The organism is Rhodoferax sp. SPJ4 (assembly GCF_058216275.1).
Map to the genome: position 1 here is coordinate 398,365 of NZ_JBYZMN010000003.1, position 19,098 is coordinate 417,462.

Here is a 19,098-nt window from a genome sequence, read left to right on the forward strand (position 1 = left end):
TGCTCCGGGTGGTGATGCCCCCAGGGCATCATTCGGCGCGGTACACTTCGCGCCGTTTCCAAAAATTGCCCTTGCGAAGCGTTTTCTTCGCGAGGGCAATTTTTTGAAATTCATTGACCTTCTGGAGAAATCAGCATGTGGAAAATTGTGGTCGGTTTTGTGGTGTTCGCCGCCATCGCCTTGTTCGTCCTGTCCAAGGGTGGCGACATCGACATGGGCGGTGAAAAGCACGGCGCCGAAGCGCAGCACATGGAAGAGGCCAAGGCCAAGTCGGCTGCTTCTGCCGCAACCGCCGTTGCTGCGCCTGCAGCGGCCGAGGCTGCATCGGCTGCCGCTGTCGCCGCATCTGCGGCTTCCGCCGCCAAGTAATCGGCACCTGGCCAGCGCCTCCGGCCGGGTGCCGGTGGGGCGTGGCCGCCGGCCATCAAGCCGCTCCCGTCAGGGGGCGGCTTTTTTCATGCTCAACGCAACCGGCCAACGTAGCGGCTGTCGGCGGCGCTGGGTGCAGCGGCCGTGCCGGCGGGTGCAGGTGCCGCAGGTGCCAGCCCGGTGGCCACGGCCACCGCGTGGATGGCCGCTGGCACTGGCGGGCTCCGGGGCGTGGCCAGAGCGGTCATGGCCTGCTCCAGCTTGTCGGCCCAGCCCAGCAGCTCGGTGTGGCCGTCCTGGGCCGCCCTGGCGCGGGCGTAACGCACCACCTCGGCCGCGTATTCGGCGTTGGCCGCCATCCATTCGACATCGGTCACCCGGCCGGTCTTGCGACGCAGCAACACATGCAGGTGGGCGGCAATCGCCACGGTTTCGGTGGGGGTCATCGGTGCTCCTCAGGTGCCCATTCGCTCGCTGTGCACGGCAATGTCCAGGCCGGTGTCTTCGGACTCGGCATCCACCCGCAGCGGCACCAGCAGCGAGGTGATCCACAGCAGCAGCGTGGTGATGAGCAGACTGTAGCCCAGCACCGCACCCACCCCCACCGCCTGGGTCAGCAGGTCGCCGCTGACACCGCCGATGGTCTTGCTGGCCAGCAGACCGGTCAGCAGCGAGCCGACAATGCCACCGATGCCGTGCACACCGAACACGTCCAGCGAGTCGTCGGCGCCCAGCAGCCGCTTCAGGCCGGTTGCGCCCCAGTAGCAGGCGACACCGGAGACGCCGCCAATCAGCAGCGCCGATGAAGGACTGACATAACCGGCCGCCGGGGTGATGGCCACCAGGCCCGCCACCAGCCCCGAGCACAGGCCCAGCAGCGAGGGCTTGTGGCGCACCACCCATTCGCCCAGCATCCAGGCCACGGCGCCAGCAGCGGCAGCGATGTGGGTCACGGCCATCGCCAGGCCCGCCCGCCCGTCGGCCGCCACCGCCGAGCCGGCATTGAAGCCGAACCAGCCCACCCACAGCAGGCCGGCGCCGGCCATGGTCAGGCCCAGGTTGAAGGGCTCGAAGGCCTGCTGGCCAAAACCGCGTCGCCGCCCCAACACCCAGGCGCAGGCCAGGCCGCTGATGCCGGCATTGATGTGCACCACCGAGCCGCCGGCAAAGTCCAGCGCACCGCGCTGGGCCAGCCAGCCACCGGGCTCCCAGACCCAGTGGGCGATGGGCACGTAGACCACCAGCGACCACAGGCCGATGAACAAAAGCATGGCCGAGAAGCGCATGCGTTCCACCAGCGCACCGATCACCAGCGCCGCGGTGATGATGGCAAAGCTCAGCTGGAACATCGCGTAGACCGACTCGGGGATCAGGGGCGCGATGTGGCTCACCGCCACCAGGCCGGCGTCCTTGCGATAGTCCAGCCCGCCAAACCACAGCCGGCCGTTGCCGCCTATCCAGCCGTTGCCCGGCGTGAAGGCCCAGGAGTAGCCGCAAGCAAACCACAACAGGCTGACGACGGCAGCCACCGCCACCACCGAGGCCATGGTGTTGATGACGTTCTTGCGCCGCACCATGCCGCCGTAGAACAGCGCAATGCCTGGCAAGGTCATCAGCAGCACCAGCGCGGTCGAGGTCATCATCCAGGCGGTGTCGGCGGGGCGCAGCGTGTCTTCCTTCACCAGCGCGGGATGGGTGGGTGGCCCAGCAGCGTCGCCGGGCTCCGCCGCCGTGACCGATAGGGACGCTGCTGACGGGGCGCTGGCGGGCCCGGCAAGCACCGGTGCGGCGCCCTGTGCCCAGGCGGTGGCTGGCAGGGTGGCGCACAGGGCCACACCCAGGGCGATGGCCAGAACAAACGACAGGGCGCGCAGCATGACGGGTCCTTCAGGGTTGTTTTTGGCACTGTTTGCATAAGCCGTGCCACGCCTCGCCGGGGCGCAGGTGGCCTGCCGCGTGGCGGGTTTCCGCTGCTGTGCACGTTGTTGTATTTGCGCACTGAATCGGGAAACCCCGAGTGCCCCGGCATGGGGCACAGGGGTACAGTTCTGGGCATTGCAGGAGGGAGTCGTCCCGAACGCGAGGAGCCGAGGAGACACTGAACAAAACAACCACAACGGATTGATCACAAAGACGCCCGCTCGAGGTGTTTGCACAAGGCGCTGGATTTCCAGCGCCTTTTCTTTTGGGGGCGACCGTTGCGTCCGGGGCAGCCGGGACGTCCAGGACGCGGGTGCCACAATGGCCGGATGGACTTGCTGTTCGTCTGCGCCGCCTCGCTGCTGGCGGGCCTGGTGGACGCCATCGTCGGCGGTGGTGGGCTGATTCTGGTGCCCGCGCTGTTCGCCACCTACCCCGGCACCCACCCGGCGACGCTGTTCGGTTGCAACAAGGGCGCCTCGGTGTGGGGCACGGGCATGGCCACCTGGCGCTACAGCCGGCGGGTACAGCTGAACTGGTTGTCGCTGCTGCCGGCGGCGCTGGCTGGCGGGCTGGGCGCTTTTGGCGGGGCCTGGGCGGTGACCCTGGTGTCGCCCGATTTCCTGCGCAAACTGCTGCCGCTGGTGCTGCTGGCAGTGCTGGTCTACACGCTGGCCCGCAAAGACCTGGGGCAACAGCACCGGCCCCGCTACGCCGGTCGCGCCGAGGTGCTGCCGGCGGTGGCCATCGGCCTGGTGGTGGGGGCCTACGACGGCTTTTTTGGCCCGGGCACCGGCAGCTTTTTCATCTTTTTGTGGGTGCGCTGGCTGGGCTACGACTTCCTGCACGCCTCGGCCTCGGCCAAGTTGCTCAACACCGCCACCAACATCGCCGCCCTGGCCTTGTTTGCCGCCAAGGGCCACATCTGGTGGCATTTGGCGCTGGCGATGGCGGTGGCCAACGTCGTGGGCAGTCTGGTGGGCACCCAATTGGCGCTGCGGCTGGGCACCGGCTTTGTGCGCCAGGTGTTCATGGCGGTGGTCAGCGCCCTGATTCTGAAGACTGGCTGGGACGCGTTCCTGCGCTGAGGGCTTGTCAGCGCGCGGGGGCTGCTGCCGCGGCCGCACTGGCGGCGTTGGCCTTGGCGGCCGTGGGACGCTCGCCCGCCTTGCCGGCGCTGAGCCGGGCCGCGGTGTTGGTGGGGGTGGCGTTGCCGGCCGGCCAGGGCACCTCGGCCACCGGGCGGGCACTGCCCACGGGCGCGGCGGCCTGGCCTTTTTGCACCGCGGCGATGTCTTCCGTGCTGGGGTATTGCTGCAGCAACCAGTAGTCGAACACCCGGCGCGCGATGGGGGCGGCCACCTCGGCACCCCAGCCGGCGTTTTCCACCACCACCGCCAGCGCGATCTTGGGATGCTCGGCCGGCGCAAACGCCATGTAAAGGGCGTGGTCGCGCTGGTGTTCGTCGAGCTTGGATTTGTTGTACTTGTCTTTCTGGCCGATGGTCACCGCCTGGGCGGTGCCGGTTTTGCCGGCGCTCAGGTAGCCGGCCCCGGCGAACACCCGGGCCGAGGTGCCTTCCTGCGTCACGCCCACCAGCGCGCGGTGCACCACGGCCACGTTGTCGGGCTTGTAGCCCAGGTCTTCCGGCGGTGGCACCGGCACCGGCTTGCTGGTGTGGGTCACCGAGTCCTGGGTGGCCAGGATCAGGTGCGGTTTGTACTTGATGCCGTTGTTGGCCAGGATGGCGGTGGCCTGGGCCAGCTGCAGCATGGTGAAGGTGTTGTAGCCCTGGCCAATGCCCAGCGAGATGGTTTCGCCGGCGTACCACTTGCGCTGCTCGGGCCGGCGGTAGGCGTTGCGTTTCCAGTCGGTGCTGGGCAGCACGCCGCGCACCTCGCCGTGGATGTCGATGCCGGTGATCTGGCCAAAGCCCAGCGGCTTCATGAAGTCGTGGATGGCGTCCACACCCATCTCGTTGGCCAGCGAATAGAAGTAGACGTTGCTGGACTTGGCAATGGCCTTGTACATGTCCACCGGCCCCAGCGCGATGTCGCCGTGGCTGCGGAAGGTGTGGCCGCCAAAGGTCCACGAGGCGTTGTCGTTGACGATGAAGCCGGGCGAACGTTTGCCGGTCTGCAAGGCGGCCATCGCCATGAAGGGCTTGTAGGTCGAGCCTGGCGGGTAGGTGCCGCGCAGCGCGCGGTTCAGCAGCGGCTTGTCGATGGACTCGCTGAGCAGCTGCCAGTTCTCCACGTCGATGCCTTCGACGAACAGGTTGGGGTCGAAGGTGGGTTTGCTGACAAAGGCCAGCACTTCGCCGTTGGTCGGGTCGATGGCCACCAGCGCACCGCGGCGTTCGCCGAACAGGTCTTCGACCAGTTTTTGCAGCTTGATGTCGATCGACAGCTTGACCGAGTCGCCCTCGGTGGGCGGGGTGGTGGCCAGCTTGCGCACCGCGCGGCCACCGGCCGAGGTTTCCACCTGGTCGACCCCGGTCAGGCCGTGCAGTTGCTGCTCGAAGCTCTGCTCCACGCCCAGCTTGCCGATGTAGTCGGTGCCGCGGTAGTTGCCTTCGTCGTCGGCGTCCTCGATGCGCTCCTTCTCGGCCTGGTTGATGCGGCCGATGTAGCCGATCACATGGCTGGCCAGGTCGCCATAGGGGTAGCTGCGGAACAGCCGGGCCTTGATGTCGACACCGGGAAAGCGGAAACGCTGGGCCGCGAAACGGGCCACCTCTTCGTCGGACAAGCGGGTCCGGATGGGCAGCGACTCGAAGCTTTTGGACTCCTCCATCAGCTTCTTGAAGCGTCGCCGGTCGCGCGCGTCCACCGGCACCACCTCGGCGATGGCGTCGATGGTGGCCTCCAGGTTGCCCACCTTGGACGGCGTGATCTCCAGTGTGTAGGCCGAGTAGTTGTTGGCCAGCACGATGCCGTTGCGGTCCATGATCAGCCCGCGGTTCGGCACGATGGGCAGGATGGCGGTGCGGTTGTTCTCGGCCTGGTCGTTCAGGTCGTCGTGGCGCACCACCTGCAGGTAGACCAGCCGGCTGCCCAGCAGGCCAAAGGCCATCACCACCACCAGGCCCACCACCAGCACCCGCCGGTGGAAACGCGCCAGCTCGAACTTGAGGTTGCGGATCGCGGTCACAGCGGCCGGGTCACGTCGGGGTTGGGGGCTCGGCGCTGCGGCGCCAGCAGCAGCACCGTCACCAGCGGCCACAGGGCGGTGGTGAGCAGCGGCTTGAGGACGAACAGCCAGCCCGGCAGGCCACTGCCGCTGGCCAGCCGGATCAGGAATTCCAGCGCAAACGCGCCAATGAACAGCGGCAGCAGCTGCAGCGTCTGCGACGGCACCTTGAACCACAAAATGCGGCGATGCACCAGCGCGGCGAAAAAGGCCAGCGTGGTGTAGGTCCAGGCATGCTGGCCGAGCAAGGCGGTCTGGTGCACGTCCATGACCAGGCCGAACACAAAGGCCGCGCCGATGCCCACCCGCAGCGGCTGGTGCACAGCCCAGAAAAACAAGGCCAGGGCCAGGAAATCGGGCATCCAGGCCACCCGGCCCAGCGGCAGCATGTTGAGCACCAGCGCGCCCAGCAGGCTGGCCCAGATGAAGAGCGGGTTGGCCGGCAGCAGCAGCTGCTGGCCCTGCGGCATGATCATTTGCGGCCCCCTTTGCGTGGCGCCACCGCGGCCGGCTCGGCCGGCGGCCGTTGCGGAATGCGGGCCGACACCGGCTGCAGAATCACCACATGGCGGGCGGCCTGGATCTGCGCCTTGGGGGTGCAGAAGATGCGCGCAAAAGCCGATTCGCCGCGCCGGTCGATGCGGTCCACGGTGGCCACTGGCAGGCCGGCGGGGTAGACGCCGTCGACCCCGCTGGTGGTCAGCAGGTCGCCCTGCTGCACATCCGCGTTGCCGGTCATGAAGCGCAGCTCCAGCGCCCCGCCGTGGACGGCCGGCTCACCGTAGACCACGTTGCGCGCGCCAGTGCGGGTATTGAGCACCGGCACCGCGTGGTCGCGGTCGATCACCAGCGTGACCTCGCTGACCAGCGGATACACTCGCGTCACCTGCCCCAGCACGCCGGACTCGTCGATCACCGGCGAGCCGGCCTCGATGCCGGCGACCAGACCCTTGTCGACAATGACTTTGCGGGCATAGGGGTCGGCGGCGTCGTACAGCACCTCGGCTGCCACGCCCGGGGTGGCGGCCTGGGTGCGCAGTTCCAGCAGCTGGCGCAGGCGGTTGTTTTCCAGGGTCAGCAACTCGACCTGGTTGGCCCGCTCCGACATCGCGGCCATGCGCTTGCGGGCCGCCTGCTCGCTGGCGCGCAACTCCATCAGGCCGTCGAAATAATGGCCCACCGACTCGGCGGCCAGCACCGGCTGGCGGGCCACCCATTCCAGGGGCCACAGCAGGGTGATGACGGCAGAACGCAGCGGCAGGGTCAGCCCAAAACGGGCGTCGGCCACCATCAGGAACAAGGCCAGGGCGCTGAACAAGGCCATTTTGGACAGTGCCGACTGGCCCTGCTTGAAGAAGGGCGGGGGCGAGCGGTCCAGCGTTCCCAGGGGCATGGTGTCAGCGCTCTGAAATGGAAAAAGCCGGCGACAGGAAATTGCGCGCCGGCTTTGCAGAGGTGTGGTGCATCACTCGCTGGTGAAAATGCTTCCCAGCTGGTCCATTTTTTCCAGCGCGATGCCGCAGCCACGGACCACGCAGGTCAGCGGGTCTTCGGCCACCAGCACCGGCAGGCCGGTTTCTTCGGCCAGCAGGCGGTCCAGGTCGCGCAGCAAGGCTCCGCCGCCGGTCAGCATCATGCCGCGCTCGGCGATGTCGGCGCCCAGTTCGGGCGGGGTGTACTCCAGCGCGTTCTTCACCGCGCTGACGATGTTGTTCACCGGGTCGGTCAGGGCCTCGAGAATCTCGTTGCTGGAGATGGTGAAGCTGCGCGGCACGCCCTCGGAGAGGTTGCGGCCCTTGACTTCCATCTCCTTGACTTCGGAGCCCGGGAAGGCCGAACCGATTTTCTTCTTGATGGCTTCGGCGGTGGGCTCGCCGATCAGCATGCCGTAGTTGCGGCGGATGTAGCTGATGATGGCCTCGTCGAAACGGTCGCCGCCGACCCGCACGCTGCCTTTGTAGACCATGCCGCCGAGCGAGATCACACCGACCTCGGTGGTGCCGCCGCCGATGTCGACCACCATGGAGCCGCTGGCCTCGGCCACCGGCAGGCCGGCGCCAATGGCCGCGGCCATCGGTTCCTCGATCAGGTAGACGTCGCTGGCACCGGCGCCCAGCGCCGATTCGCGGATGGCCCGGCGTTCCACCTGGGTGGAGCCGCAGGGCACGCAGATGATGATGCGCGGGCTGGGCCGGAACATGCTGCGCGGGTGCACCATCTTGATGAACTGCTTGAGCATCTGCTCGGTGACGGTGAAGTCGGCGATCACGCCGTCCTTCATCGGTCGGATGGCCTCGATGTTGCCCGGCACCTTGCCCAGCATGGCCTTGGCTTCCTTGCCCACGGCCTGGATGGTTTTCTTGCCCTGGGGGCCGCCTTCGTGGCGGATGGCCACGACCGAGGGCTCGTCCAGCACGATGCCCTTGCCACGCACATAAATCAGCGTGTTGGCCGTACCGAGGTCAATCGCCAAGTCGGTGGAGAAATACCGACTGAATGCTCCGAACATTGCAAATCCTCTCAGGCACAGCCACCACTTCGGGATGCTGTCGCCACACTCATTAAACGGGTCGAACGGGGACGTCTAGGCGCAAAAGCACGCGGGGGCGTGGTGGCCTCTCAAAGGCGGGATAATAACGCATCATCCGACGGCCCCCTGGCGAGAACGGCCCGCTTACCGGCGAGATTGCTGCTTGTTGGGCGCCGAATCCAACTTTTGACACCCATGTCCCTCACCACCCTTGAACTTGGCCGGATTGCCAACCTGGCCCGCCTGGAGCTGCAGCCTGACGAGAGCGAGCGCTTGCTTGTGCAGCTCAACCAGTTCTTCGACATCGTCGAGCAGATGCGTGCGGTGGACACCACCGGCGTCGAGCCGCTGTCACACCCGGTTGCAACCGTCCAGGACATTGCGCTGCGCCTGCGCGACGACCTGGCCAGCGAGCCCAACCAGCGCGAGGCCAACCAGCAAAGTGCGCCCGCTGTCGAGCGGGGTTTGTTTCTTGTGCCCAAGGTGATCGAATGAGCGCCCCCGGCGAGGGGCCCCGCTTTGCGGGGATAGACGCCGCGCGAGTTCGATACGCTGCCGACACCATCCCATTCATGAACACCATTGGCGCCTCGGAGGCGGCCAGAGTGAACCCCACATGACGACAGAACTTCATCACCTCGGCGTGGCCCAGCTGGCCGCGCAGCTGCGCGCCAAAACCGTTTCCGCCACCGAGGCCGCCCAGCATTTTCTGCAGCGTGCCCAGGCCCATGCCGGCCTGGGGGCCTTTCTCGCCACCGACGCCGAGGCCACGCTGGCCCAGGCCCGGGCGGCCGACGCCCGCCTGGCCGCCGGCGACAGTGCGCCACTGCTGGGTGTGCCTGTCGCGCACAAGGACATCTTTGTCACCACCGCCTTCCCCACCACCGCCGGCTCCAGGATGCTGGCCGGCTACCGCTCTCCTTTTGACGCCACGGTGGTGAGCCAAATGGCCGGCCAGGGCGCGGTGTGCCTGGGCAAGCTCAATTGCGACGAGTTCGCCATGGGCTCCAGCAACGAGAACTCGGCTTTCAAGCCAGTGCAAAACCCCTGGGACGCCGGCCGTGTGCCCGGTGGCTCGTCGGGTGGCAGCGCCGCGGCGGTGGCCGCGCGGCTGGCGCCGGCCGTCACTGGTACCGACACCGGTGGCTCCATCCGCCAGCCGGCGGCGTTCTGTGGCATCACCGGCATCAAGCCCACCTACGGCCGGGCCTCGCGCTACGGCATGGTGGCCTTTGCCTCCAGCCTGGACCAGGCCGGCCCGATGGCGCGCAGCGCCGAAGACTGCGCGCTGCTGCTCTCCGCCATGTGTGGCCCCGATCTGGACCGTGACTCGACCTCGCTGGACGTGCCAGCCGAAGACTTCTCGCGCGTGCTGAACGATTCCCTCGATGGCCTGCGCATCGGCATCCCGAAAGAATTCTTTGCCGAAGGCCTGTCGGCCGACGTGCGCGCCGCGGTGGACGCCGCGCTGAAAGAATACGAAAAACTCGGCGCGACATTGGTGCCCATTTCGCTGCCGCGCACCGAGCTGTCCATCCCGGTCTACTACATCATCGCGCCGGCCGAGGCCAGCTCCAACCTGAGCCGTTTCGACGGTGTGAAATTCGGCCACCGGGCGGCGGACTACACCGACCTGCTCGACATGTACAAAAAGACCCGCGCCGAGGGCTTTGGCGACGAGGTCAAGCGCCGCATCATGATCGGTGCCTACGTGCTGAGCCACGGCTACTACGACGCCTACTACCTGCAGGCGCAAAAAATCCGCCGCATGATCGCCGACGATTTCCAGCAGGCTTTCAAGGCCTGTGACGTCATCGCCGGCCCGGTGGCGCCAACGGTGGCCTGGAAGCTGGGCGAAAAATCCAGCGACCCGGTGGCCAACTACCTGGCCGACATCTTCACCCTGCCCGCCTCGCTGGCCGGCCTGCCCGGCATGAGCGTGCCGGCTGGCTTTGGGGAAGGGGGCATGCCGGTGGGCCTGCAGCTCATCGGCAACTACCTGCAGGAAGCCAAGCTTTTGAACGTGGCGCACCGGCTGCAGCAGTCGACCGACTGGCATGCTGCCAAGCCCGAGGGATTTTGAGATGAGCGAGACCGTGAACAGCTTTGAAGCCCAACAGCAGGGCCGTCCCACCGGGCCGCTGGTGGGTGGCTATGAAGTCATCATCGGCTTTGAAACCCATGCCCAGCTCTCCACCCAGAGCAAGATCTTCAGCCGCGCCTCCACCGCCTTCGGCGCCGAGCCCAACACGCAAGCCTGCGCGGTGGACCTGGCCCTGCCCGGCACGCTGCCAGTGATGAACAAGGGCGCGGTCGAGCGCGCCATCCAGTTCGGCCTGGCCATCGGGGCCCATGTGGCGCCGCGCAGCGTTTTTGCCCGCAAGAACTACTTCTACCCCGACCTGCCCAAGGGCTACCAGATCAGCCAGTTCGAGATCCCGGTGGTGCAGGGCGGCGCGATCGAATTCTTCCTGGGCGACGAGAAAAAGACAGTGCGCCTGGTGCGCGCCCACCTGGAAGAAGACGCCGGCAAATCGCTGCACGAAGACTTCATCGGCCAGAGCGGCATCGACCTGAACCGTGCCGGCACGCCGCTCTTGGAAATCGTCACCGAGCCCGATATGCGCTCCAGCGCCGAGGCGGTGGCCTATGCCAAGGAACTGCACAAGATCGTCACCTGGATTGGCATTTGCGACGGCAACATGCAGGAGGGCAGCTTCCGCTGCGACGCCAACGTGTCGGTGCGCAAGCCGGGCCAGCCGCTGGGTACGCGGCGCGAGATCAAGAACCTGAACAGCTTCAAGTTCATGCAGCAGGCCATCGACTACGAGATCCGCTGGCAGATTGAACAGATCGAGGACGGCCATGCCATTCAGCAGGCCACGGTGCTGTTCAACCCCGACACCGGCGAAACCCGGGCCATGCGCACCAAGGAAGACGCGGCCGATTACCGCTACTTCCCCGACCCCGACCTGCCGCCGCTGGTGATCGCGGCCGACTGGATCGAACGTGTGAAAGCGCAGATGCCGGAATTGCCGCGCGCGATGGCCGCGCGGTTTGTGGCCGACTTCGGCCTGCCCGAGTACGACGCCACCACGCTGACGCAGAGCCGTGCGATGGGGGCCTACTTCGAGGCCGCGGCCCAGGCCAGCGGCCAGCCCAAGCTGGTCAGCAACTGGGTCATGGGGGAGCTGTCGCGGCGGCTCAACACGCAGGAGGGCGGCATCGCCGCCTCACCGGTCAGCGCCGAGCAGCTGGCGCAGCTGATTGGCCGCATCGCCGATGGCACCATCTCCAACAACGCGGCCAAGCAGGTGTTCGACGCACTGTGGACCGGCGAGGGCAGCGCGGTGGATGCCGTCATCGAGGCCAAGGGCCTGAAGCAGATGAACGACACCGGCGAGCTGGAGCGCATCCTCGACGAGGTGATTGCCGCGAATGCCGACAACGTGGCGCAGTACAAGGCCGGCAAGGAAAAAGCCTTCAACGCTCTGGTCGGCCAGGCCATGAAGGCCACCAAGGGCAAGGGCAACCCGGCCCAGGTCAATGCCTTGATGAAGCAGAAACTCGGCTGAGAGCCGCGGGTCAGGGCGTGGGGCTGCTCCACATCGGCTTCAGGCGGGCCAGCTCGTCGTCAAAACGCTGAGACACCCGCTTTTTGTCGACCTCCTGATCGGCAATGAAACGCTGCTGGATGGCGGTGCTGGCCTCGATGTCGGCGCGCTGGCGCTTCAGCGTTTCAGGGGCCTTGGACGGGTCTTTCAGGTAAAACTCCATCTCGGCGTCGGTGGCCTGGCGCTGTTGGGCCAGTTCACCCATGCGTTTGCGCGCTGCCCGAATGACCTCGTCGATCTGGGCCAGCGCGCTGGCGCGTTCGCGCTCATGGGCCTGGGGGTTGGGGTAGCGGACCAGCAGCAGCCGGTCACGGCGGCGGGCTTCCAGCAGCTTGGCATTGGCCTCGGCGGCCTGGCGATCGCGGGCCTCGATCTGGGCCCGCTCTTCGGCGGTGAAGCTGGGGTCCACCTTGCGGCGCACCGTGCCGCTGGGGTTCAGCTCGCGTTGCACCCGGTCGGCGCAGTTGGGAATGGGGCGGTCGGCGGAGAGGGTGCGACCCTGCCCATCGACGCAGCTGTAAATGCCCTGGCCACTGCCGGTCAGTACCACGCCGCACAGCAGGCCGGCGCCGGCCAGCAGGTGTCTTGCTTTTCCAAAAACCATCAATCCACGCCGTAACGTTCCCTGTAGGCTGCAACACGCGGGTGGTGGTCGGCGAACGCCGACCCGCCGCTCTGTTGCAGATACTGCAGCAAATCGCTCAGGCTGGCAATCGCACAGACCTGCAGGCCCAGCTGTTGGCGGACATATTGCACGGCGCTGTACGGCACGTCGGCGCCGTTCTCGGTGGCTTTTTCCTGGCGGTCCAGCGCAATCGCCACCGCATGGGGCGTGGCGCCGGCAGCCTGGATGATGGCGATCGACTCCTTGGCCGCGGTGCCGGCCGACATCACGTCGTCGACGATCAGCACCCGGCCTTGCACCGGCGCACCCACCAGCGTGCCGCCCTCGCCGTGGTCTTTGGCTTCCTTGCGGTTGTAGGCAAAGGGCACGTTGCGGCCCTGGCGGGCCAGCTCGACGGCCACTGCCGCGGCCAGGGGGATGCCCTTGTAGGCCGGGCCGAAAATCATGTCGAACACGATGCCGCTGTCGACAATGCGGCGAGCATAGAATTCGGCCAGCCGACCGAGCTTGGCGCCGTCGTCAAACAGGCCTGCGTTGAAGAAATACGGGCTCAAGCGGCCGGCCTTGGTCTTGAATTCGCCAAACCGCAGCACGCCGGCGTCCACCGCAAACCGCACGAAATCCTGGGCCAGACCGTCCACCGGCGTCGTCGAACCCGCATTGACCGACATGGGAGCTTCCTTGTTCAAACTGACCAGCCTCAACCTCAACGGAATCCGCTCGGCGGCCAACAAGGGGCTGGAGGCCTGGCTGGACGAAAAGCAGCCGGATTGTATGTGTGTGCAGGAGCTCAAAGCGGTGGCCGACGACGTGCAGGGCCGCTTCGAGCAGCTGTCCGGCCTGCGCGGGCATTTCCACTTTGCCGAGAAAAAAGGCTATTCCGGCGTGGGCATTTACACCCGCCGCGAGCCCAGCGAGGTGGTGGTGGGTTTTGACGGCGCCGAGTTCGACGCCGAGGGCCGCTTTGTCGAGCTGCGCTTCGACACGCCGGCGCGCAAGCTGTCGCTGATCAGCGCCTATTTCCCCAGCGGCTCCAGCGGCGAAGACCGGCAACAGGCCAAGTTCCGCTTTCTGGCCGCGTTCTACCCGCACCTGGCCCGGCTGAAGGCCGAGCGCGAATTCATTCTGTGTGGCGACGTCAACATCGCCCACCAGCAGATCGACCTGAAGAACTGGCGCAGCAACCAGAAGAACAGCGGCTTTCTGCCCGAGGAGCGGGCCTGGATGACGCAGGTCTTGACCGACGGTGGCCTGGTGGACGTCTACCGCCAGCTGCACCCCGACACCACCGACGCTTGCTACACCTGGTGGAGCAACCGTGGCCAGGCCTGGGCCAACAACGTGGGCTGGCGGCTGGATTACCACCTGGCCACGCCGGCGCTGGCGGCGCAGGCCCGTGAGGTCGACATCTTCAAGGCCCAGCGTTTCAGCGACCACGCGCCCATCACCGTGGGTTATGACCTGGCGCTGTGAGCGCCCGTTCACCTGGTCGACCCATGAGCCTCAACCCCCGCACCGAACGCTTCACCCTGCCCGGCCCGGTCGGCCTGATCGAGGTGGCCCGCGACCTGCCCGAGGGCCAGGCCCGTGGCACGGCCATCGTGGCCCACCCGCACCCGCTGTTTGGCGGCACGCTGGACAACAAGGTCGTGCAGACCCTGGCGCGGGCTTTTGTGCAATGCGGCTGGGCCACGCTGCGCTTCAATTTCCGTGGCGTGGGTCTGAGCCAGGGCGAGCACGACGCCGGCATCGGTGAGTGTGACGACCTGCTGGCGCTGGTGGCGGCGCTGGCGCCCCAGGGGCCGCTGGCCCTGGCCGGGTTCTCGTTCGGCGCCTTCGTGAGCAGCCATGCCATCGCGGCGCTGGCGCCCGATCGCGCCATCGATCAGGTGGTCTTGGTCGGCACGGCGGCCTCGCGCTTCACGGTGGCGCCTCTGCCCGAGGCTTTGCGCCCGGTGGCGCTGGTGGTGCACGGCGAGCAGGACGACACGGTGCCGCTGGCCGCGGTGCTGGACTGGGCCCGGCCCCAGACACTGCCGGTCACCGTCATCCCCGGGGTCGAACATTTCTTTCATGGACAATTGCCGCTTTTGAAACAGCTGGTGGTTCGGCACCTGCGCGCCTGAGCGGTGGGCCAGGCCTTGGCGGCGCCGAGCCCCGTGCAACACCCACACCCATGACCCGATTCCTGCGGGCGCTGCGCGTCCTGACCCTGGCCGTCGTGGCCCTGCCCTTCGCCGCGCCCAGCGGGGCCCAGGCCCCCGAGGCCCCCGAAGTGGCCGCCCGGTCCTACCTGCTGCTGGACGTGTCGGCCAACCAGATCCTGGCGGCCAAAGACATCGACACGCCGGTCGAGCCGGCCTCGCTGACCAAGCTGATGACGGCCTACATCGTGTTCGACGCGCTGCGGGCCAAGAAGATCACGCTGGAGCAGACCTTTCCGGTCAGCGAGCGGGCCTGGAAGACGCCGGGCTCGCGGATGTTCATCGACCCCCAGATGATGGTGCCGGTGGAAGACCTGATCAAGGGCATGGTGGTGCAGTCGGGCAACGACGCCACCGTGGCGCTGGCCGAAGGCGTGGGCGGCTCGGTGGAGCGCTTTGTGCAGCTGATGAACGAGCAGGCCAAGGCGATGGGCATGGTCAACACCCGTTACATGAACCCCGAGGGGCTGGCCGCGCCCGGCCACACCACCACCGCCCGGGACCTGGCCTTGCTGGCGGCCAAGCTGTTGCGCGAGTTTCCTGATCACGTCAAATACAACGGCATCAAAAAGTACCGTTACCAGGGCACGCCCACCGCCAACGACACCAACCGCAACCTCTTGCTGTTTCGCGACCCCACGGTGGACGGCCTGAAAACCGGCCACACCGCGGCGGCCGGTTACTGCCTGGTGGCCACCGCCAAGCGCGACTTCCCCAACCTGGCCGGCCGCCGCCTGCTGGCCATTGTGCTGGGCACGGCCAGTGAGAACGCCCGTGCCAACGAGGCCCAGAAGCTGCTGAACTGGGGCTACACCGCGTTTGAAGGGGTCAAGCTGTTCGACGCCAACCAGCCGGTGGCCATGCCCGCGGTCTGGAAGGGTCGGGAAAACACCGTGAAGCTGGGCCGGCCCGAGCCGCTGGTGGTGGCGGTGCCGGCCGGCAACACCCAGAAAATCCAGACCCAGGTGGCGCGTCCCGACCCGCTGGTGGCGCCTTTCACCAAAGGCCAGGCGGTGGGCACGCTGAGGGTGACGCTCAACGACAAGACCCTGGTCGATGTGCCGCTGGTGGTGCTGGAGGGGGTGGAGCAAGCGTCCATTTTCGGCCGGGCCTGGGACGCGGTGCGCCTGTGGATCAAGTGAAGCGCTTGGCGCTTGCCCGGGCTCTCGGGGCCCGGTCAGCGGGCCAATTTGCGCCGACAGGGTCAAACTGTTAGAATCGAAGGCTTTTCGGAATTTCCGAAGGGTTTCACGTTTTCGTTTATCAGACGTTTAGGGACGTTTTTCAATGCCAACCATCAATCAATTGGTGCGTCAGGGGCGCGAGGTCGAAACGACCAAGTCCAAAAGCCCCGCGATGCAAAACTCGCCACAGCGCCGTGGCGTGTGCACCCGTGTGTACACCACGACGCCTAAGAAGCCGAACTCGGCGTTGCGCAAGGTCGCCAAGGTGCGCCTGACCAACGGTTTCGAGGTCATTTCCTACATCGGCGGTGAAGGTCACAACCTGCAGGAGCACTCGGTGGTGCTGGTGCGCGGTGGCCGTGTCAAGGACTTGCCCGGTGTGCGTTACCACATCGTGCGCGGTTCGCTCGATCTGCAAGGCGTGAAAGACCGCAAGCAGTCGCGCTCCAAGTACGGTGCGAAGAAGCCCAAGGCCAAATAAGCCGGGCCGGCTCGGGTTTTGCCCGTGCCAGAAGAAGTTGTTGTGACTCCTTCAAAAAAGGTGCTTGAACTGCCGGGGCAGGCTGTTTGAGCGAAGTGACCCAAGTGCAAATTGGTTGCGCCGGTCGAGTAAGTGAGGGTTGAAATGACTCTCGCGGTGCTGCAAAAGCTGTGTGCTGGTGCGGTGCCAACTGAAGCAAAGAGGTGAAAAAATGCCACGTCGTCGCGAAGTCCCTAAACGTGAAATCCTGCCGGATCCCAAGTTCGGCAATGTCGAGCTCGCCAAGTTCATGAACGTGATCATGCAAGGCGGCAAAAAAGCGGTCGCCGAGCGCATCATTTACGGTGCCCTCGACCAGATCGAAAAGAAGAACCCCGGCAAAGACCCGGTGGAAGCCTTCACCATGGCCATCAACAACGTGAAGCCCATGGTCGAAGTGAAGTCCCGCCGCGTCGGTGGTGCGAATTACCAGGTGCCGGTGGAAGTGCGCCCGGTGCGCCGTCTGGCGCTGTCGATGCGCTGGATCAAGGAAGCCGCCAAGAAGCGCGGCGAGAAGTCCATGGCCCTGCGCCTGGCCAACGAGTTGATGGAAGCCACCGAAGGCCGTGGCGGCGCGATGAAGAAGCGCGACGAAGTGCACCGCATGGCCGAGGCCAACAAGGCCTTCAGCCACTTCCGCTTCTGATCCCTGTCCCCCATTCGGAGTTGCCAGCCCGCCACGAGCGGGCTCGCACTTTTTTAACGGAGAATTTTTATGGCCCGCAAGACGCCCATTGAGCGCTATCGCAACATCGGTATTTCGGCACACATCGATGCCGGCAAGACCACGACCACCGAGCGCATTCTTTTTTACACCGGTGTGAACCACAAGATTGGCGAAGTGCACGATGGCGCGGCGACCATGGACTGGATGGAGCAGGAGCAGGAGCGTGGCATCACGATCACGTCCGCTGCCACCACCTGTTTCTGGAAGGGCATGGATTCGTCCTTCCCTGAGCACCGCATCAACATCATCGACACCCCCGGCCACGTGGACTTCACCATCGAGGTGGAGCGTTCCATGCGCGTGCTGGACGGTGCCTGCATGGTGTACTGCGCCGTGGGCGGTGTGCAGCCGCAGTCGGAAACTGTCTGGCGCCAGGCCAACAAGTACCGCGTGCCGCGGCTGGCCTTTGTGAACAAGATGGACCGCACCGGCGCCAACTTCTTCAAGGTCGTTGAGCAGATGAAGCTGCGCCTGAAGGCCAACCCCGTGCCCGTCGTGATCCCGATCGGTGCCGAAGAGCACTTCAAGGGTGTGGTCGACCTGCGCAAGATGAAGGCCATCATCTGGGACGAAGCCTCTCAGGGCATGAAGTTCAACTTCGAAGAAATCCCCGCTGAGCTCGTGGCCCTGGCCAAAGAGTGGCGCGAGAAGATGGTCGAGGCCGCAGCCGAAGCTTCTGAGGAACTGATGAACAAGTACCTTGAAGAAGGTGACTTGACCGAAGAAGAGATCACCCAAGGCCTGCGCACCCGCACCATCGCGGGCGAAATCCAGCCCATGCTGTGTGGCACGGCCTTCAAGAACAAGGGTGTGCAGCGCATGCTGGACGCCGTGATCGAACTGATGCCCTCTCCGCTGGACGTCAAGGCCATCAAGGGCTTTGACGAAGACGAGAAGGAAATCACCCGCAAGGCCGACGACGACGAGAAGTTTGCTGCGCTGGCGTTCAAGCTGATGACCGACCCGTTTGTGGGTCAGTTGACCTTCGTGCGCGTGTACTCCGGCGTTCTGAAGAAGGGCGACACTGTCTACAACGCGGTGCGTGGCAAGAAAGAGCGCATCGGCCGCATCGTGCAGATGCACGCCAACAACCGCGAGGAAGTCGACGAAATCCGCGCCGGCGACATCGCTGCTTGCGTGGGCCTGAAAGACGTGACCACCGGCGAAACCCTGTGTGACCCGAATGCGGTGATCACGCTGGAGCGCATGGTGTTCCCGGACTCGGTGATCCGCCAGGCTGTCGAGCCCAAGACCAAGGCCGACCAGGAAAAGATGGGCATTGCCCTGAACCGCCTGGCCGCCGAAGACCCGTCTTTCCGCGTGCAGACCGACGAAGAATCGGGCCAGACCATCATTGGTGGCCAGGGCGAATTGCACCTGGAAATCATTGTCGACCGCATGAAGCGCGAGTTCGGCGTGGAAGCCAACGTCGGCAAGCCCCAGGTGGCCTACCGCGAAACCATCCGCAAGACGGTGGAAGACTCGGAAGGCAAGTTTGTGCGCCAGTCCGGCGGCAAGGGCCAGTACGGCCACGTGGTGCTGAAGATTGAACCGCAAGAAGCCGGCAAGGGCTTTGAGTTCGTCGACGCCATCAAGGGCGGTGTGGTGCCACGCGAGTACATCCCTGCGGTGGAAAAGGGCGTCATCGAAGCGCTGGGCCAAGGCGTGCTCGCCGGCTACCCGGTGGTGGACGTCAAGGTCACGCTGCACTTCGGTTCGTACCACGATGTGGACTCGAACGAACTGGCGTTCAAGATGGCCGCCATCTTTGGTTTCAAGGAAGGTTGCCGCAAGGCCAACCCGGTCATTCTGGAGCCCATGATGGCTGTGGAAGTGGAAACGCCTGAAGACTACGCCGGCAACGTGATGGGCGACCTGTCCTCACGCCGCGGCATGGTCCAGGGCATGGACGACATGGTCGGTGGCGGCAAGGCCATTAAGGCCGAAGTGCCGCTGTCGGAAATGTTCGGCTACTCCACCACCCTGCGCTCGATGTCGCAAGGCCGTGCCACCTACACCATGGAATTCAAACATTACGCGGAAGCCCCGCGCAATGTGGCCGAAGCCATTGTGTCGGCCCGCGCCAAATAAATCTGTTTACCAACCGGCCGCCATGTGGCGGCCGCGTCTGCGATCAGGTGCCCAACGCTGCCCGTGGCGATGGACCCAGCAATCTGATGCAAACGTAAAACACTGTCACGGGCCATGCTCTT

The 19,098-nt window shown here is 65.8% G+C and carries 19 protein-coding genes; 11 read left to right on the forward strand and 8 right to left on the reverse strand.

The genetic code is table 11. The features are described 5' to 3' along the window. The first annotated feature begins 135 nt into the window (after positions 1–135). Complete coding sequence (locus tag AC4BAR_RS13040) at positions 136–369, forward strand: hypothetical protein (RefSeq protein WP_490628297.1); 234 nt, start codon at positions 136–138, stop codon at positions 367–369. A 92-nt stretch (positions 370–461) separates the two neighbouring features. Here the strand turns inward: AC4BAR_RS13040 and AC4BAR_RS13045 are convergent, their stop codons facing one another. Both AC4BAR_RS13045 and AC4BAR_RS13050 read right to left on the reverse strand, forming a co-directional pair. Next, positions 462–815 carry a hypothetical protein gene (locus tag AC4BAR_RS13045; RefSeq protein ID WP_490628298.1) on the reverse strand — a complete coding sequence of 118 codons (354 nt, stop codon included), beginning with the start codon at positions 813–815 and terminating at the stop codon, positions 462–464. A 9-nt stretch (positions 816–824) separates the two neighbouring features. Then, on the reverse strand, positions 825–2,246 hold the full coding sequence (locus AC4BAR_RS13050) for an ammonium transporter (RefSeq protein ID WP_490628299.1): 1,422 nt from the start codon (positions 2,244–2,246) through the stop codon (positions 825–827). A gap of 372 nt (positions 2,247–2,618) precedes the next feature. Between AC4BAR_RS13050 and AC4BAR_RS13055 the strand changes: the two genes are divergently transcribed. Then, complete coding sequence (locus AC4BAR_RS13055) at positions 2,619–3,377, forward strand: sulfite exporter TauE/SafE family protein (RefSeq protein ID WP_490628300.1); 759 nt, start codon at positions 2,619–2,621, stop codon at positions 3,375–3,377. Between the two features lie 7 nt (positions 3,378–3,384). Here the strand turns inward: AC4BAR_RS13055 and mrdA are convergent, their stop codons facing one another. The 4 genes from mrdA to AC4BAR_RS13075 all read right to left on the reverse strand — a co-directional run bounded on the left by mrdA (position 3,385) and on the right by AC4BAR_RS13075 (position 7,990). Then, on the reverse strand, positions 3,385–5,442 hold the full coding sequence (gene mrdA / locus AC4BAR_RS13060; RefSeq protein ID WP_490628301.1) for a penicillin-binding protein 2: 2,058 nt from the start codon (positions 5,440–5,442) through the stop codon (positions 3,385–3,387). Beyond that, positions 5,439–5,957: a rod shape-determining protein MreD gene (mreD, locus tag AC4BAR_RS13065; RefSeq protein ID WP_490628302.1), complete on the reverse strand. Its 519-nt coding sequence runs from the start codon at positions 5,955–5,957 to the stop codon at positions 5,439–5,441. Before mreD ends, mrdA begins: the two co-directional genes overlap by 4 nt. Further along, entirely contained in the window at positions 5,954–6,874 is a 921-nt protein-coding gene (gene mreC / locus AC4BAR_RS13070) for a rod shape-determining protein MreC (protein WP_490628303.1), read from the reverse strand. The genes mreD and mreC overlap by 4 nt, the downstream gene beginning before the upstream one ends. A 72-nt stretch (positions 6,875–6,946) precedes the next feature. Continuing rightward, positions 6,947–7,990: a rod shape-determining protein gene (locus tag AC4BAR_RS13075; RefSeq protein WP_490628304.1), complete on the reverse strand. Its 1,044-nt coding sequence runs from the start codon at positions 7,988–7,990 to the stop codon at positions 6,947–6,949. 216 nt (positions 7,991–8,206) lie between these two features. Here AC4BAR_RS13075 and gatC point away from each other — a divergent pair, with 216 nt between their 5' ends. From gatC to gatB, 3 genes are all read left to right on the forward strand, one after another. Beyond that, positions 8,207–8,506, forward strand: a complete 300-nt coding sequence (gene gatC, locus AC4BAR_RS13080; protein ID WP_490628305.1) for an Asp-tRNA(Asn)/Glu-tRNA(Gln) amidotransferase subunit GatC — start codon at positions 8,207–8,209, stop codon at positions 8,504–8,506. A gap of 121 nt (positions 8,507–8,627) precedes the next feature. Next, positions 8,628–10,094 carry an Asp-tRNA(Asn)/Glu-tRNA(Gln) amidotransferase subunit GatA gene (gatA, locus tag AC4BAR_RS13085; RefSeq protein ID WP_490628306.1) on the forward strand — a complete coding sequence of 489 codons (1,467 nt, stop codon included), beginning with the start codon at positions 8,628–8,630 and terminating at the stop codon, positions 10,092–10,094. Between the two features lies 1 nt (position 10,095). Continuing rightward, positions 10,096–11,586, forward strand: coding sequence for an Asp-tRNA(Asn)/Glu-tRNA(Gln) amidotransferase subunit GatB (gene gatB / locus AC4BAR_RS13090; protein ID WP_490628307.1), 1,491 nt, complete (start codon positions 10,096–10,098; stop codon positions 11,584–11,586). 10 nt (positions 11,587–11,596) lie between these two features. Here the strand turns inward: gatB and AC4BAR_RS13095 are convergent, their stop codons facing one another. Both AC4BAR_RS13095 and pyrE read right to left on the reverse strand, forming a co-directional pair. Next, positions 11,597–12,229 (reverse strand): DUF4124 domain-containing protein, encoded by a 633-nt coding sequence (locus AC4BAR_RS13095; protein ID WP_490628308.1) that lies wholly within the window; start codon positions 12,227–12,229, stop codon positions 11,597–11,599. Then, positions 12,229–12,921, reverse strand: a complete 693-nt coding sequence (pyrE, locus tag AC4BAR_RS13100) for an orotate phosphoribosyltransferase (protein ID WP_490628309.1) — start codon at positions 12,919–12,921, stop codon at positions 12,229–12,231. Before pyrE ends, AC4BAR_RS13095 begins: the two co-directional genes overlap by 1 nt. On the opposite strand from pyrE, the gene AC4BAR_RS13105 reads away from it, so the two are divergent. From AC4BAR_RS13105 to fusA, 6 genes are all read left to right on the forward strand, one after another. Then, a complete protein-coding gene (locus tag AC4BAR_RS13105) occupies positions 12,920–13,723 on the forward strand; it encodes an exodeoxyribonuclease III (RefSeq protein ID WP_490628310.1) in 804 nt (267 codons plus the stop codon). The two genes, pyrE and AC4BAR_RS13105, sit on opposite strands and share 2 nt — an antisense overlap. 23 nt (positions 13,724–13,746) lie before the next feature. Then, on the forward strand, positions 13,747–14,376 hold the full coding sequence (locus AC4BAR_RS13110; protein ID WP_490628311.1) for an alpha/beta hydrolase: 630 nt from the start codon (positions 13,747–13,749) through the stop codon (positions 14,374–14,376). Positions 14,377–14,426: 50 nt separating this feature from the next. Then, positions 14,427–15,596, forward strand: a complete 1,170-nt coding sequence (locus AC4BAR_RS13115; RefSeq protein WP_490628312.1) for a D-alanyl-D-alanine carboxypeptidase family protein — start codon at positions 14,427–14,429, stop codon at positions 15,594–15,596. Positions 15,597–15,741: 145 nt separating this feature from the next. Beyond that, the gene (gene rpsL / locus AC4BAR_RS13120) at positions 15,742–16,119 is read left to right on the forward strand and encodes a 30S ribosomal protein S12 (RefSeq protein WP_066708835.1); all 378 of its coding nucleotides are present in this window, start codon (positions 15,742–15,744) and stop codon (positions 16,117–16,119) included. A 211-nt stretch (positions 16,120–16,330) separates the two neighbouring features. After that, on the forward strand, positions 16,331–16,804 hold the full coding sequence (rpsG, locus tag AC4BAR_RS13125; protein ID WP_490628313.1) for a 30S ribosomal protein S7: 474 nt from the start codon (positions 16,331–16,333) through the stop codon (positions 16,802–16,804). Positions 16,805–16,873: 69 nt separating this feature from the next. Next, a complete protein-coding gene (fusA, locus tag AC4BAR_RS13130; RefSeq protein ID WP_490628314.1) occupies positions 16,874–18,976 on the forward strand; it encodes an elongation factor G in 2,103 nt (700 codons plus the stop codon). The last annotated feature ends 122 nt before the right edge of the window (positions 18,977–19,098 follow it).